The organism is Variovorax sp. UC122_21 (genome assembly GCF_044056785.1).
In the GTDB taxonomy this organism is placed as follows: domain Bacteria; phylum Pseudomonadota; class Gammaproteobacteria; order Burkholderiales; family Burkholderiaceae_C; genus Variovorax.
Genome location: NZ_CP172004.1, coordinates 2,217,173 through 2,231,532, shown reverse-complemented (window position 1 = coordinate 2,231,532; position 14,360 = coordinate 2,217,173). Strand labels below are relative to the sequence as shown.

Annotated in this window: 10 protein-coding genes and 1 pseudogene; 4 read left to right on the top strand and 7 right to left on the bottom strand. The window is 70.8% G+C overall.

Features of this window, described 5'->3' with window-relative positions; translation table 11 throughout:
• Window position 1: 1 nt before the first annotated feature.
• Both ACHMXE_RS22895 and glpD read right to left on the bottom strand, forming a co-directional pair.
• Window positions 2-1,075, bottom strand: a complete 1,074-nt coding sequence (locus ACHMXE_RS22895) for an ABC transporter ATP-binding protein (RefSeq protein WP_395351467.1) — start codon at window positions 1,073-1,075, stop codon at window positions 2-4.
• On the bottom strand, window positions 1,075-2,769 hold the full coding sequence (gene glpD, locus ACHMXE_RS22890; protein ID WP_395351465.1) for a glycerol-3-phosphate dehydrogenase: 1,695 nt from the start codon (window positions 2,767-2,769) through the stop codon (window positions 1,075-1,077). Before glpD ends, ACHMXE_RS22895 begins: the two co-directional genes overlap by 1 nt.
• 157 nt (window positions 2,770-2,926) lie before the next feature.
• On the opposite strand from glpD, the gene ACHMXE_RS22885 reads away from it, so the two are divergent.
• Window positions 2,927-3,712, top strand: a complete 786-nt coding sequence (locus tag ACHMXE_RS22885) for a DeoR/GlpR family DNA-binding transcription regulator (RefSeq protein ID WP_203201735.1) — start codon at window positions 2,927-2,929, stop codon at window positions 3,710-3,712.
• 7 nt (window positions 3,713-3,719) lie between these two features.
• A pseudogene (gene glpK, locus ACHMXE_RS22880) lies at window positions 3,720-5,218 on the top strand (glycerol kinase GlpK).
• A 16-nt stretch (window positions 5,219-5,234) separates the two neighbouring features.
• Here glpK and ACHMXE_RS22875 read toward each other — a convergent pair.
• Complete coding sequence (locus tag ACHMXE_RS22875; RefSeq protein WP_203201737.1) at window positions 5,235-5,690, bottom strand: SH3 domain-containing protein; 456 nt, start codon at window positions 5,688-5,690, stop codon at window positions 5,235-5,237.
• 129 nt (window positions 5,691-5,819) lie between these two features.
• Between ACHMXE_RS22875 and ACHMXE_RS22870 the strand changes: the two genes are divergently transcribed.
• Window positions 5,820-6,341 carry a hypothetical protein gene (locus ACHMXE_RS22870; RefSeq protein ID WP_395351463.1) on the top strand — a complete coding sequence of 174 codons (522 nt, stop codon included), beginning with the start codon at window positions 5,820-5,822 and terminating at the stop codon, window positions 6,339-6,341.
• Between the two features lie 230 nt (window positions 6,342-6,571).
• Window positions 6,572-8,140, top strand: a complete 1,569-nt coding sequence (locus ACHMXE_RS22865; protein ID WP_395352763.1) for a phosphoethanolamine transferase — start codon at window positions 6,572-6,574, stop codon at window positions 8,138-8,140.
• A 66-nt stretch (window positions 8,141-8,206) separates the two neighbouring features.
• Here the strand turns inward: ACHMXE_RS22865 and ACHMXE_RS22860 are convergent, their stop codons facing one another.
• From ACHMXE_RS22860 to ACHMXE_RS22845, 4 genes are all read right to left on the bottom strand, one after another.
• Window positions 8,207-9,163: an alpha-E domain-containing protein gene (locus ACHMXE_RS22860; protein ID WP_203201739.1), complete on the bottom strand. Its 957-nt coding sequence runs from the start codon at window positions 9,161-9,163 to the stop codon at window positions 8,207-8,209.
• Between the two features lie 23 nt (window positions 9,164-9,186).
• Window positions 9,187-10,695, bottom strand: coding sequence for a circularly permuted type 2 ATP-grasp protein (locus tag ACHMXE_RS22855; protein WP_203201740.1), 1,509 nt, complete (start codon window positions 10,693-10,695; stop codon window positions 9,187-9,189).
• A gap of 88 nt (window positions 10,696-10,783) precedes the next feature.
• Complete coding sequence (locus ACHMXE_RS22850) at window positions 10,784-11,641, bottom strand: oxepin-CoA hydrolase, alternative type (protein WP_203201741.1); 858 nt, start codon at window positions 11,639-11,641, stop codon at window positions 10,784-10,786.
• Window positions 11,642-11,787: 146 nt separating this feature from the next.
• Window positions 11,788-14,277, bottom strand: a complete 2,490-nt coding sequence (locus ACHMXE_RS22845) for a DNA internalization-related competence protein ComEC/Rec2 (RefSeq protein WP_395351460.1) — start codon at window positions 14,275-14,277, stop codon at window positions 11,788-11,790.
• Window positions 14,278-14,360: the final 83 nt, after the last annotated feature.

The window sequence follows — 14,360 nt, the reverse complement described above, 5'->3', positions numbered from 1 at the left end:
CTCAGTTTCCTTTGCGCCATGCCGGCGCGCGCGCCAGCTTCTCGCCGGCATCGAACACATAGGCCCGCGCCGCGCTGAAATACAGCGTGATCGAGGCCCCCAGCTCGAAGCGGTGCACGCCGGTAAGCTGCGCCACCAGTTCGCCGACCGCGGTCTCCACGTGCACGAAGGTGTCGGAGCCCGAGATCTCGGCCAGCTCCACGGTGCCGGGCAGCGCGATGTCGCCCTCGCCCGCTTCCACGTCGAGCGCGCTCGCGCGCAGCCCGATGGTGACCGCGCCCGCCACCGACTCGGGCAGCGCGAGCGCCAGCGCCGGCCCGCGCGCCAGCTGCACGCTGCCCGCGGCGGCGGTGCCTGCCAGCAGGTTCATCGGCGGATCGCTGAAGGCGCGCGCCACGCGCAGCGACTGCGGCGCATGGAACACCTCGGCGGTCGGGCCGTACTGCAGCAGTTCGCCGGCATCCATCACCGCCGTGTGGCCGCCGAGCAGCAGCGCCTCGCCGGGCTCGGTGGTGGCGTAGATCACGGTCGAGTCGCCGGCCGCGAACAGCTGCGTGAGTTCCTCGCGCAGGCCTTCGCGCAGCTTGTAGTCGAGGTTCACCAGCGGCTCGTCGAGCAGCATCAGCGGCGCGTTCTTGGCCAGCGCGCGCGCCAGTGCCACGCGCTGCTGCTGGCCGCCCGAGAGCTCCTGCGGATAGCGGTCGAGGAACATGCCGATGGACAGCTTGTCGGCCAGCGCGCGCACGCGCGCGTCGATGTTCGATTCGCCGCGCAGCCTGAGCGGCGAGGCGATGTTGTCGGCCACCTTCAGCGAGGGATAGTTGATGAACTGCTGGTAGACCATCGCCACGTTGCGTTCGCGCACCGGCATGCCGGTGACGTCCTGGCCGTCGACCAGCACCCGGCCCTCGGTCGGCGTGTCGAGGCCGGCCATCAGCCGCATCAGGCTGGTCTTGCCGGCCTGCGTGGCGCCGAGCAGGACGGTCACCGCGCCGCTCTTCGGCGCGATGCTCTGCTCGTAGAGCCAGGTTTGCGCGCCGACCTTCTTGGTCACGCGCTCCAGTGACAGCTGCATCAGCCTTCCCTCCCTTGCATTGCCGGAATCACCCGCCGCGCGTCCAGCCAGTCGGCCACCTGCCGGCGCTGCTGCGGCGTGTAGCGCAGCCCGAGCTTGGAGCGGCGCCACAGCACGTCGTCGGCGCTCACCACCCATTCCTCGCGCTGCAGGAAGCGCAGCTCGCGCTCGTGCAGGCCGGGCGCCACCTCGGCGCCGAGGTCGGCCATCGATGCGGCATCGCCGAGCAGCTCGCCGATGCGTGCGCCGTAGGCACGCGCCAGGCGCCGCGCGAGCTTCGCATCGAGCCAGCCGTAGCGCTGCTGCACGGCGGCCAGGAAGCGTTCGAAGTCGCCGTCGGGCCGCTGCGCCGCGCCGATCCAGGCCGACAGGTCGCCGCCCGCGAGGAAGGCGCCCTCGGTCCAGGCCGGGCGCTGGCTGTTCGGCTGGCCCAGCATGCGGCCGACCTCGTCGGCGGCGTCCTCGGCCAGCTTGCGGAAGGTGGTGATCTTGCCGCCCCACACCGACAGCAGCGGCGCGGCGGCGGTGTTCGACTCGAGCATGTAGTCGCGCGTGACCGCCGACGGATCGCCCGAGGCATCGTCGAGCAGCGGGCGCACGCCCGAGTAGGTCCACACCACGTCGCTCGGCGCGATCGGCTTCTCGAAATAGCGGCTGGCCTGGGTGCAGAGGTACTCGACCTCCTCGTCGGCGATGCGCGCCGCGCCCGGATCGTCGCCATTCAGCTCGATGTCGGTGGTGCCGATCAGCGTGAAGTCGTCCTGGTAGGGGATCGCGAAGATGATCCGCTTGTCGGGGTTCTGGAAGATGTAGGCGTGGTCGTGCGCGAACACGCGCGGCACCACGATGTGGCTGCCCTTCACGAGCCGCAGGCTCTTGGTGGCCAGCGCCTCGCCGTTGGAGGGCTTCGCCACGCCGCGCAGGAAGGATTCGGCCCAGGGCCCGGCGGCATTCACCACCGCGCGGGCGCGCACCGTGCGGTGCGTGCCGTCGGGGCCCTCGAGCACCGCGGTCCAGCCGTCGGCCTCGCGCCGCGCATGCACGCAGCGGGTGCGCGTGAGCACCTCGGCGCCGCGCGCGCGCGCATCGAGCGCGTTGAGCACCACCAGCCGCGCGTCGTCGACCCAGCCGTCCGAATCGACGAAGCCGCGCTTGAACTGCGGCTTGAGCGGCGCGCCCGCGGCATGGCTGCGCAGGTCCACGCTGCGCGAGCCCGGCAGCACCTCGCGTTTGGCGAGGTGGTCGTAGAGGAACAGGCCGATGCGGATCATCCATGCCGGACGCATCGAGGGGTCGTGCGGCATCACGAAGCGCAGCGGCCACATGATGTGCGGCGCGCTCTTGAGCAGCACCTCGCGCTCCTGCAGCGCCTTGCGCACCAGCGAGAACTCGTAGTACTCGAGGTAGCGCAGCCCGCCGTGGATCAGCTTGGTCGACGACGAGGAGGTGTGGGCGGCGAGGTCGTCCTTCTCGCACAGCACCACGCGCCAGCCGCGGCCCGCGAGATCGCGCGCGATGCCGCAGCCGTTGATGCCGCCGCCGACGATCAGCACATCGCAGTCGGTGGCCGGTGCCGGCGGATTCTGGGAGAGATCGCTCACTGGAATGCCACCCGTCCTTTCGCCCGTCGCTTGTGGTTTCGATGCGTGACCGGAGTCACCGGAGGCGGCCATTGTATTTTCGGTATTTTTCATTTGAGTTCCTTATGGCGCGATTTTCCTCCGAGTTTTCCCTTAAGCATGTTCGTTTTTTTTCGTTCTATAAAGTCACGCACCTTGCGCCCCGCCACCGCTCCAGGCGCGTTTTTTTGCGTACTCTCGGCTTACTTTCATTCGTTTCCGCCCCCACTCAGTGAATTCCAACCCCCGCCAGATCAATCTCCTCGACACCGTGCGCGCGCGCGGCTCGGTCACGGTCGAACAGCTCGCCGACATGCTCGGCGTGACCCTGCAGACGGTGCGGCGCGACGTGCAGCGGCTGGCCGACGAGGGCCTGCTGACGCGTTTCCATGGCGGCGTGCGCGTGCCGAGCTCGACCACCGAGAACATCGGCTACCAGCAGCGCGAGACGCTGCATGCCGAAGGCAAGGCGCGGATCGCGCGGCGCGTGGCCGAGCTGGTGCCCAACGACTGCTCGCTGATCCTCAACATCGGCACCACCACCGAGGCGATCGCCAAGGCGCTGATGCGCCACAGCGGCCTGCGCGTGATCACCAACAACCTGAACGTGGCGACCATCCTGAGCGGCAACAGCCAGTGCGAGGTGATCGTGGCGGGCGGCTCGGTGCGCGCGCGCGACCGCGCCGTCGTGGGCGAGGCCACGATCGATTTCATCCGGCAGTTCAAGGTCGACATCGCGCTGATCGGCGTGTCGAGCATCGAGTCCGACGGCTCGCTGCGCGACTTCGACCTGCGCGAGGTGAAGGTGGCGCAGACCATCATCGCGCAGGCGCGCGAGGTCTGGCTCGCGGCCGACGCCAGCAAGTTCAACCGCCCCGCGATGATCCAGCTCGGTACCCTGTCTCAGATCGACCGCCTCTTCACCGATGCGGAACCGCCCGATCCCTTCCCGACGCTGCTGCGCGACGCGCAGGTGCGGCTCGAGATCGCCCGGCTCCATCAGACCCCGAAGGAATGACTCCCGCATGACGACCACCTACCTGCTCGCCCTCGACCAGGGCACCTCCAGCTCGCGCAGCATCGTGTTCGACCGCGGCGGCCACGTGGTGGCCATCGCGCAGAAGGAGCTCACGCAGATCTATCCGCAGCCGGGCTGGGTGGAGCACGACCCGCTCGAGATCTGGGACAGCCAGCTCGCGACCGCGCGCGAGGTCATCGCCAAGGCGAAGCTGCGGCCCGAGGACATCCATGCGATCGGCATCACCAACCAGCGCGAGACCACCGTGCTGTGGAACCGCAGGACCGGCAAGCCGGTGCACCACGCGATCGTGTGGCAGGACCGGCGCGCCGAGCCGCTGTGCGCGCGGCTGCGCGAGGAAGGCCTGACCGACACCATCCGCGAGAAGACCGGGCTCGTGATCGATGCCTACTTCTCGGGCACCAAGCTGCGCTGGCTGCTCGACAACGTGCCCGGCGCGCGCGAACAGGCCGAGCGCGGCGAGCTCGCCTTCGGCACCGTCGACAGCTGGCTGATGTGGCAGCCACGGGCGGCCGCCGGCACGTGACCGACGTGAGCAATGCCTCGCGCACCATGCTGTTCAACGTGCACGACAACGCATGGGATGCCGAGCTGCTGGCGGCGCTGCACATCCCCGCCGCGCTGATGCCGGCGGTACAGCCCTCGGCCTCGCACTTCGTCGACACCGACGCCGCGCTGCTGGGCCGCTCGCTGCCGGTGGGCGGCGTGGCCGGCGACCAGCAGAGCGCGCTGTTCGGCCAAGCCTGCTTCGAGGCCGGCATGGCCAAGAACACCTACGGCACCGGCTGCTTCCTGCTGATGCACACGGGCGCGGCCTTCCAGCCCTCGAGCAACGGCCTGCTCGTGACCAGCGCGGCGCAGACCACGGCACAGCCGCAGTACGCGATGGAAGGCAGCGTGTTCGTGGGCGGTGCCGTGGTGCAGTGGCTGCGCGACGGCCTCAAGGCGATCAAGGGCAGCGCCGAGGTGCAGTCGCTGGCCGAGAGCGTGCCCGACGCGGGCGGCGTGATGATGGTGCCGGCCTTCACCGGCCTGGGCGCGCCCTACTGGAACGCCGACGCGCGCGGCACCATCACCGGCCTCACGCGCGGCACCACCGTGGCCCACATCGCACGCGCCGCGCTCGAGAGCATCGCCTACCAGAGCGCCGCGCTGCTGCAGGCCATGAGCCGCGACGCGGTGGCCGCGGGCGGCAAGCCGGTGGCCGAACTGCGCGTCGACGGCGGCGCCAGCGTGAACGACCTGCTGATGCAGTTCCAGGCCGACCTGCTGGGCATTCCGGTGGTGCGGCCCGAAGTGGTCGAGACCACCGCGCTCGGCGCGGCCTATCTCGCGGGGCTGTCGACCGGCGTCTACGGCGACGTCGGCCAGCTCTCGCAGCAGTGGAAGGTGGAGCGCCGCTTCATGCCCACGATGGGCCGCGCGCAGGCCGAGGAATCGATGGCGCGCTGGGAACGCGCGGTGCGCCAGGCCACGCAGGCCTGAGCCACCTGCGCGGTACTCACCAGCCCCAGGTGAGGCTGGTCGATACCCAGCCGACCGCGCCGCCCTCGTGGCGCACCTTGGTCCACTTGCCGCGCTTCTCGAGCGTGCGCAGCACGTCGCCGTAGCCGGCCTTCTTCACGATCGGGCTGCGCACGCCCGGCGCGCGCCGCAGGTTCGCCACCTGCGCCTTGACCACGCGGTGCGGCACCTTGTTGGTCATCGAGCGGTAGACCCAGGCGCGGTCGCCCTCGAAGTCGCGCACCTGCAGCCAGTCGCCCTTGCGCTGGAGCACCTGGAACGGATAGCCGTGGGTCACGGTCCAGTGCGCGGGGTTGCGCACGCCCGGACCGCTGCGCAGGTTGAGCGTCTTGACCGCGGAACTGACCATCTCGCGCGCCCACGCGGCCGGGGCCGAGACGAGCAGCAGGGTCATGACGAGGAGCAGTGCGGGCAGTCGGCTGAATCCGTTCATGGAGGAGGGTTTCCTTTCTCGCGAAACAAGGGTTTTCCAGAGGGCCGGCAAGGCCGGCGCGAGCCCTTCTGGGCCGCATGCGCCGCAGAAGTTCCGCGGCCGGGCCGATGGCTGATCGATACTCGCGCGATGTCCCCGCTCTCCAGGAATCCTCGAAACGATCGCGCGCGGCGGGTGTGGCGCGCCCTTCCATGGGCCGCCGCGGCCGCGCTGCTCGCCCTCGGCCTGCTCGCATCGGGCTGCACCGACGGCTATCCGAGCGAGGATGCGCCGAACGTGCGCCACATGACGGGCGCCCAGCACCTGCGCGCCCTCAACGACTACCTCGCGCTCGGCGCCACCGCGAGCGGCACCGTGCACCGCAAGCTCGTGAGCCAGGACGACTGCCACGTGGTGCTCAAGAAGCGCCGCGAGGCCGGCCAGGTGCAGCGCATCGTGATCCCGCTGCTCGAGACCAGCGTGGAGATCGCGACCCAGCCCACCGGCAGCGGCCTGCGCGTGAAGCTCGCGCAGCACCTCGAGGACGGCGAGCGGGAGGTCCGGCTCAAGCTCGACCTCGATCGCTGGATCGACGCGGTCGCATGGCGCTCGCACTTCCAGCAGCTGCAGATGAACTGCCGCGAGATCAGCGAGGGCGCCGCGGCCGCGTAGCGCTCCCTGCCGGCGGCGAAGTCCTCCCGAGTGGCGGGGGCACTGCCGGCGGCGGCGGCGCGGGGCGGCAGAATCCGCCCGCGATCCATCCTCCGCCCGCCCCCCGCTTGACCCCGCCGCCCGCCCAAGCCCCCGACCTGCTCCAGGCGCCGGCCCTCCCCTCCACCGATACCGCGCCGCGCAGCAACGGCCTGCTCGCCTGCGGCGTGGTGGGCGCCACCCTGCTCGCGATGATCGTGCTGGGCCACGACGGGCGCCGCATCGCGCAGCTCGCGGTGCTGGCGCTGCCGATGGTGCTGTGGCTGGCCTGGCCGGTGCGCAGCGCGCGCGTGCGCCGCTGGCGCACCGTGCTGGCCTGTGCCTGGACCCTGGCCTTCGCCTTCGACGGCGCGCTGCGCGCCTACCTGCTCGACACCTACCAGGCCGCGCCCGACGGCGCCATGGTGCTCAGCGCCGCGGCCAACACCAATGCGCGCGAGAGCGGCGAGTACCTGCGGATGCACTGGCGCTCGGCGCTGCTGTGGAGCGGCGCGGCGCTCGCGGCCGCCCTGCTGGTGGCGGCCTTCGCGCGGCGCGGTGCCGCCGCGCCGGCCGGTCCGCGCGCGCGGCCGCCGGCCTGGGCCACGGCACTGCTCGCGCTGCTGCTGCTGCTCGCCTGCGTGGGCTATGCGAGCAAGCCGTGGCGGCGGCTGCATCCGGTGCTCTTCTGGTCGCAATGGAGCCAGTCGATCCATGCGCTGCGCGGACTCTGGGCCGACCAGGAACGCACGCGCGGGGAGATGCTCGCGCGCGCCAAGGCCATGGCGCCAGTGATCGAGAGCACCGGTCCGTCGACCGTGGTGCTGGTGATCACCGACAGCATCAACCGCGACAACATGGCGCTCTACGGCTACGGCCGCCCGACCACGCCGCGCCTGCTGGCCCACAAGGCGCAGGCGGGCGCGCACATGGAGGTGCTGCCCAACGCCTGGTCGGTCGATGCCACCACCGTGCCCGCGTTGCGCAACATGTTCCACTTCGGCCTGCCCGAGCGCGAGAACCCGCCGCACCTGATCGCGCTCGCGCGCGCGGCCGGCTACAAGGTCTGGTGGATCAGCAACCACGACGACCTCGCGATCGAGCAGCAGCATGCGCGCTACGCCGACGTGGTCGACATGGTCAACCGCACGCCGGGCCGCGCGAGCGCCTCGCTCGACGGCGAGATCCTCGACTGCATGCAGGAGGCGCTCGACGACACCAGCGCCGAGCGCAAGCTGATCGTGGTCCATCTGATGGGAGCCCATCCGCACTACAGCCTGCGCTTTCCGCCCGACGCCAATCCCTTCGACGACAGCGTCGACGCGGTCGAGACCGGCCTGGTGAAGAACGGCCGCTCCGCTTGGGTGCGCCACTACCGCCACGAGTACGACGCCGCCCTGCTCTATCACGACTTCGTGGTCTCCGAGCTGCTGCAGCAGACGCGCAGCGCGGGTTCGCCGCAGGAGCCCCGCGCCTGGATGTACCTGTCGGACCACGGCCAGGAAGTGGGCCACGGCAGCGACCGCGCGGGCCACAGCCCCGCGACCGCTTCGGGCTACCGTATACCGACCGTGATCTGGCGCCGTCCGCAGACGCCGTTCGCGGGCCATGCGCCGCAGCAGCCGCAGCAACCGTTCCGCGCCGACTGGGCCGGCTGGACGCTGATGAACCTGCTCGACATCCGCTGGAACGGCCAAAGGCCCGAACGCGACGTGCTCGGTGCCGGCTACCGTTGGCAGGCGCCCGCGCTGCCGGTGGCGGTGGAGTCGTTCGAGCGTTGAGACGGCGGCGAATGAACCCGGAGGTTCATTCGCCGCGGTCGATCGCGCGGACGTGAAGCCCGATGCTCAGTGCGCCGGCACCAGGAAGTCCTGGCTGATGCGCACGCCGAGCTCGTTCACGCGGTCGAGGAACTGCGTGAGGTAGGCATGCAGGCCGGTCGCGAGGATCTCGTCGACGCGCGCGTACTGCAGGTCGGCCAGGAGCTTGCCGGCGCGGCGCTGGGTTTCGGCGCTCTGCTCGTTCTGCACCTTCGCGAGGTTGGCCACCACCTCGGCCAGGCTCGCGTGCAGCGAGCGCGGCATGTCGGCGCGCAGGATCAGCAGCTCGGCCACGCGCTCGGGCTTGATCACGTCGCGGTAGACCTTGCGGTAGACCTCGAAGGCCGAGACGCTGCGCAGGATCGCGCTCCAGTGATAGAAGTCGTACTCCTGGTCTTCCTCGGTGGCGGCACCGAAGAACTCGCTGTTGAGCGCGTGGAACTTCACGTCGACCAGCCGCGCCGTGTTGTCGGCGCGTTCGAGGAAGGTGCCCAGGCGCGAGAAGTAGAAGGCCTCGTCCTGCAGCATCGTGCCCAGCGTGACGCCGCGCGAGAGGTGCGAGCGGAACTTGACCCATTCGAAGAACTGGCCGGGATCGCGCTCGAAGTCGCCCGCGCGCAGCATGCGGTTGACCTCGAGCCAGGTGGTGTTCTGCGTTTCCCAGGCTTCGGTGGTCAGCGCGCCGCGCACGGCGCGGGCGTTCTCGCGCGCGGCCTTGAGGCAGGAGACGATCGAGGACGGATTGCTCTCGTCCTTGACCATGAACTCCATCACCTCGTTGGGCGCGATCTGGTCGTACTTCTTGTTGTACCAGGGCAGCAGCTCGCTGATCGAGAGCACGCCCTGCCAGCCGTACTTGGCGACCTCGGCCGACTGCGGCAGCAGCGAGGTCTGGTAGTTGACGTCGAGCATGCGCGCGGTGTTCTCGGCGCGCTCGGTGTAGCGGGACATCCAGTAGAGGTGGTCTGCGGTGCGGGACAGCATGTGGTTCTCCGGGCTTCTTGCACTCAGGCCGACAGGCTCTGCGACTGCGACTGGGACTGCGATTCCGCCTTCGGCCTGGCCGTGCGGTCGGCCTCGAGGATCCAGGTGTCCTTGGTGCCGCCGCCCTGCGAGGAGTTGACGACCAGCGAGCCTTCCTTGAGCGCCACGCGCGTGAGGCCGCCGGGCACCATCTGCACCTCGCTGCCCGAGAGCACGAAGGGCCGCAGGTCGATGTGGCGCGGCGCGATGCCGGCGTCGACGAAGGTCGGCGAGGTCGACAGGCTCAGCGTGGGCTGGGCGATGTAGCCGTCGGGCTTGGCGATCACGGCCTTCTTGAAGTCCTCGATCTCGGCCTGCGTGGCGGCCGGGCCGATCAGCATGCCGTAGCCGCCGGCGCCGTGCACTTCCTTGACCACCAGGTCCTTCATGTTGTCGAGCGTGTACTGCAGCTCGTCCTTGTTGCGGCACATGTAGGTCGGCACGTTCTTGAGGATCGGCTGCTCGCCGAGGTAGAACTCGATCATCTTCGGCACGTACGGGTAGATCGACTTGTCGTCGGCCACGCCGGTGCCCACGGCATTGCAGATCACGACGTTGCCGTCGCGGTAGGCGCGCATCAGGCCCGCGCAGCCCAGCGTGGAGCTCGGGCGGAACACCTCGGGGTCGAGGAAGTCGTCGTCGACGCGGCGGTAGATCACGTCGACGCGCTTCGGTCCGCGCGTGGTGCGCATGTAGACGAAGTTGTCCTTGACGAACAGGTCCTGGCCCTCGACCAGCTCGACGCCCATCTGCTGCGCGAGGAAGGCGTGCTCGAAGTAGGCGCTGTTGTACATGCCGGGCGTGAGCACCACCACCGTGGGCTCGGCCGTGGCGGCCGGCGCGCTGGCGCGCAGCGTTTCGAGCAGCAGGTCGGGGTAGTGCGCCACCGGCGCGATGCGGTTCTGGTTGAACAGCTCGGGGAACAGCCGCATCATCATCTTGCGGTTCTCGAGCATGTAGCTCACGCCGCTGGGCACGCGCAGGTTGTCCTCGAGCACGTAGTACTCGCCGTTGCCGCTGGCGTCGGGCGCGCGCACGATGTCGATGCCCGAGATGTTCGAGTAGACGTTGTGCGGCACGTTGACGCCCATCATCTCGGGGCGGAACTGCGCGTTGTTGAGGATCTGCTCGGCCGGGATGATGCCGGCCTTGATGATTTCCTGGTCGTGGTAGACGTCATGCAGGAAGCGGTTGAGCGCCGTGACGCGCTGCACCAGCCCCTTCTCCATGCTGTCCCACTCGTGCGCCGGAATGATCCGGGGCAGCAGGTCGAACGGGATCAGCCGCTCGGTGCCCGAGCCGTCCTCGTCCTTGGCGCCGTACACGGCGAAGGTGATACCGACCCGGCGGAAGATCATTTCCGCCTCTTCGCGCCGCGAACGCATCACCTCACCGGGTTGCTTCGCCAGCCATTGGTCGTATCGCTTGTAGTGCTGCCGGATCGCGGCTCCCGCATAGGGGAGCTGCTCATACATCTCATCGAATTTGTGCATGGAACGACCAATCTCCTTGAGCCATAGCTTAGCAAGTTCGAGGCCAGTAGAACCCCTGATGCCAAGCCCGGCCAGGCGACGGTCGGATTTATTCGCGCGCTTCGGGAACGGGTGCCTCGTCGGCCGCGCGCTTGTTGCGCGGCGACAGGAAAGCCTTGATGCGCTCCCCGCTCTCCTCGCCGTAGAGGCTCGCGACCGAGGACTCGCGCTCGGCATCGAGCTGTTCGCGCCGGCTGCGTCCGCGCGCCGCATGCACGAGCTGCTTGGTGCGCGCCTGGGCCTCGAACGGGCCGCGCGCGAGCCGCTGGGCCCACTCGATCGCCTCGGCGCAGGCCTCGCCGGCCGGCACCACCTTGTTGACCACGCCCCAGCCGTGCAGCCGCCGCGCCGTGCAGGGCTCGTCGTCGAGCAGCAGCTCGAGCGCGGCCTGCGGCGGCAGCGCGCGGGCCAGCGAATCGGTGGCGCCGCCGTCGGGCGTCAGGCCCATGCTGACGAAGGAGGTGAAGAACTTCGCGTCCTCGGCCGCCACGACCAGGTCGCAGGCCAGGGCCAGCGAGAAGCCGCCTCCGGCCGCCGCGCCCTCGACCGCGGCGATGACCGGCTGCGGCGCCGCCTCGATCGCGAGGATCCAGTCGTGCAGCGCCGCCAGGTGCTCGTGCTGCTCGGCGGCCGGCAGCCGGCGCTGCCGCGACAGGCGCCGCAGGTCGCCGCCGCCGCTGAAATGTTCGCCCTCGCCGCACAGCACGATGGCGCGCACCGTGCGAAAGCCCGCGGCGTCGCGCATGACCTTGGCGGCGGCGCGATAGACCGAGGGGCTGAGCGCATTGCGCGCGCCGGGGTTGCTCAGCGTCAGCACCAGCACCGGGCCGTCGCGGTGGGTCTTGAGCCGCGCGGCGGAGCTGCCGCCGACGTGGCTGCTGGTGATGGCCGGAACGGCGGCGGTCATGGCGCGGTGCCCGCGGGCGAGCGCGGGAAGAAGATCGGGCGGTGGTGCGATGTCATGTGTCCCCTCGATGCGTTGTCCCTGGCTACAACGCATGGGACGCCGTGCCGCGCGACCTCGCGAGGGTTCGTCCGGCGGGTTTTTAACAACTAGTTCACAGTTTTAACCCCAACAGATCGCAGTGCCGCCGGCCGATGCTGCCAGTAGCGAGGCGCGCGCTCGCGCTCGCAGCCCACCTCGGCCGGGCTGGCGCTGCGCCAGTGCGCGGCGCCGCAGCGCACGTTCTCGACCAGCCGCACGTCGCGCTCGGCATGGCGCGCCACCACCTCGGGCACCGGGTGGCCGAAGCGGTTGCGGTAGCCGGCCTGGACCAGGCCGATGCGCGGGCGCACCGCGTCGAGGAAGGCGGCGCTCGAGGAGGTCTTGCTGCCGTGATGCGGCACCAGCAGCACGTCGGCGCGCAGCCGTTCGGGCAGGCGCTCGAGCAGCGCGGCCTCCTGCAGCCGCTCGATGTCGCCGGCCAGCAGCGCGGTCGCGCGGCCGTTGCCGATGCGCAGCACGCACGAGATGGCATTGGGCCGCGTGAAGAACAGGTAGTCGCCGGCCTGCGGATGCAGCAGCTCGAAATCCACGCCGTCCCAGGTCCAGCGCTGGCCCGCCTCGCAGCGCCGCGCGGGGCGCTGCGACTGCAGCGGGTGCCCAGCCTCGATCGAACTCAGCAAGCCGGCGCGCGGATGCGTCGCGAGCACGGCGCTCGCGCCGCCCGTGTGGTCGCTGTCGCGGTGGCTCAGCACCAGCAGGTCGAGCCGCTCGCCCAGGGCGCGCAGCAGCGGCACCAGCACGCGCTGGCCGGCGTCGCTCTCGAGGCTGTAACGCGGGCCGCTGTCGTAGAGCAGGCTGTGGTTCGCGGTGCGCACCAGCACCGCGTTGCCCTGGCCGACGTCGGCCGCGAGCAGTTCGAACTCGCCGAGGGCAGGACGCGCCGGCTGCCACAGCAGCACCGGCAGCAGCAGCGGCAGGCCCAGCGCGCGCAGCGACCACGGCAGCCGCATCGCCACCAGCACGCCGCCCGCCACGCCGCAGGCCGCCAGCCACGTCGGCGGCGCGGCCATCGAGACGCTGGCGAATGGCAGCGCCGCGAGCCACGACAGCAGCAGCCCCAGGGCCCACACCGCGCGCGCCGCGAGGTCCCACAGCGGCGCGGCGACGTTGCCGAGCATCGCCAGCGGCGTGATCACCAGCGTGACCCAGGGGATCGCGACCAGGTTGGCCACCAGCCCGACCAGCGACACCTGCTGGAACAGCAGCAGGCTCAGGGGCGTGAGCGCGAGCGTGATCGTCCACTGCTCGCGCAGCAGCCGCCACAGCCGTGCGCGCAGGCCCGCTCGCGTGTCGCCGGGCAGCCCCGCGTCGGTGGCGAACAGCACGCCCACCGCCACGAAGCTGAGCCAGAAACCGGCCTGCGTCAGGGCCCAGGGATCGAGCGCGACCACCACCGCCGCGGTCAGCAGCCAGCCGTGCGGCCAGGGCCAGCGCCGCCCGGTGAGGCGCAGCAGCGCGACGGTCGCGAGCATCCAGACCGTGCGCTGCGACGGCACGCCCCAGCCGCTGAACAGCGCATAGAGCGTGGCCAGCAGCACGCCGCCCACGAGCGCCGCGCGCTGCGCCGGCAGCCGCAGCATCAGCGGCGGACTGCGGCGCCAGAGCGCGCCGACGACGTGCGCGGCGAGCCACGCGAACAGGGTCACGTGCAGGCCCGAGATCGACATCAGGTGGGCCACGCCGGTGGCGCGGAAGACGTCCCAGCCCTCGCGGTCGATCGCGCCCTGGTCGCCCGTGACCAGCGCGGCGATCACGCCCGCGCCGAAGCGCTCGGGCACGCGTTCGAAGATGGCGTCGCGCACGGCCTCGCGTGCGCGTTCGATCGGATGCCGTCCCGTGGGGCCCAGCCGCGCGGGCGCCTCGTCGCGCGCGCCGATGCGCACATGGCCGCTGGCGCGCAGGCCCTGCTCCCACATCCACAGCTCGCTGTCGAAGCCGTGCGGATTGCGATGGCCGTGCGGCGCCTTGAGGCGCACGGTCAGGCGCCAGCGTTCGCCGGCATGCACCGGGCTCTCGGGCCAGGGCGCGGGCGCGGATGAATCGGCGGGGCCATCCCAGAGGCTGGCGCCCTCGGCATACCAGCCGAGCGCGATGCGGTCGGGCACCGCGGGCGATCCGGTGCTCGCAGGGTCGGCCCAGCGCGCGGACTCGACGGCGAAGCGGAAGCGCGTGCCGGCCTCGCCACGCTGCGGCATCTGCGACACGACGCCCACAAGCTGCAGGTCGCGGCCCTCGAGCGCGGGATCGAGCGCGCCGGCTGCATAGACCGTGGCGCGTGCGCCCGCGAGCCCCGCGCCGATCGCCGCGCCGGCCAGCGCGGCGCAGGTCCAGGCGATCCACGCACGACGCGGCACGTGCCACGCCACCCGAAGACCCGCGATGCCCGCGAGCAGTCCACCCGCGTAGACCATGCCGTCCCACAGCTGCGGCTGCCGCAGCTGCAACGCCACGCCCGCGAGCGCTGCCGCGAGCGCGACGAAGGCGCAGCGCGCGCGCACGAAGGCATCGGATGCGCCTCGCTCCCCCTTGGCGACCATGATGCAAACCCTCCCCCAACGACGCTCCGTGGCGCGCTAATTGCTTTGTCTTCTGGGCTAGTATGCGTCTCACCAGAGACATC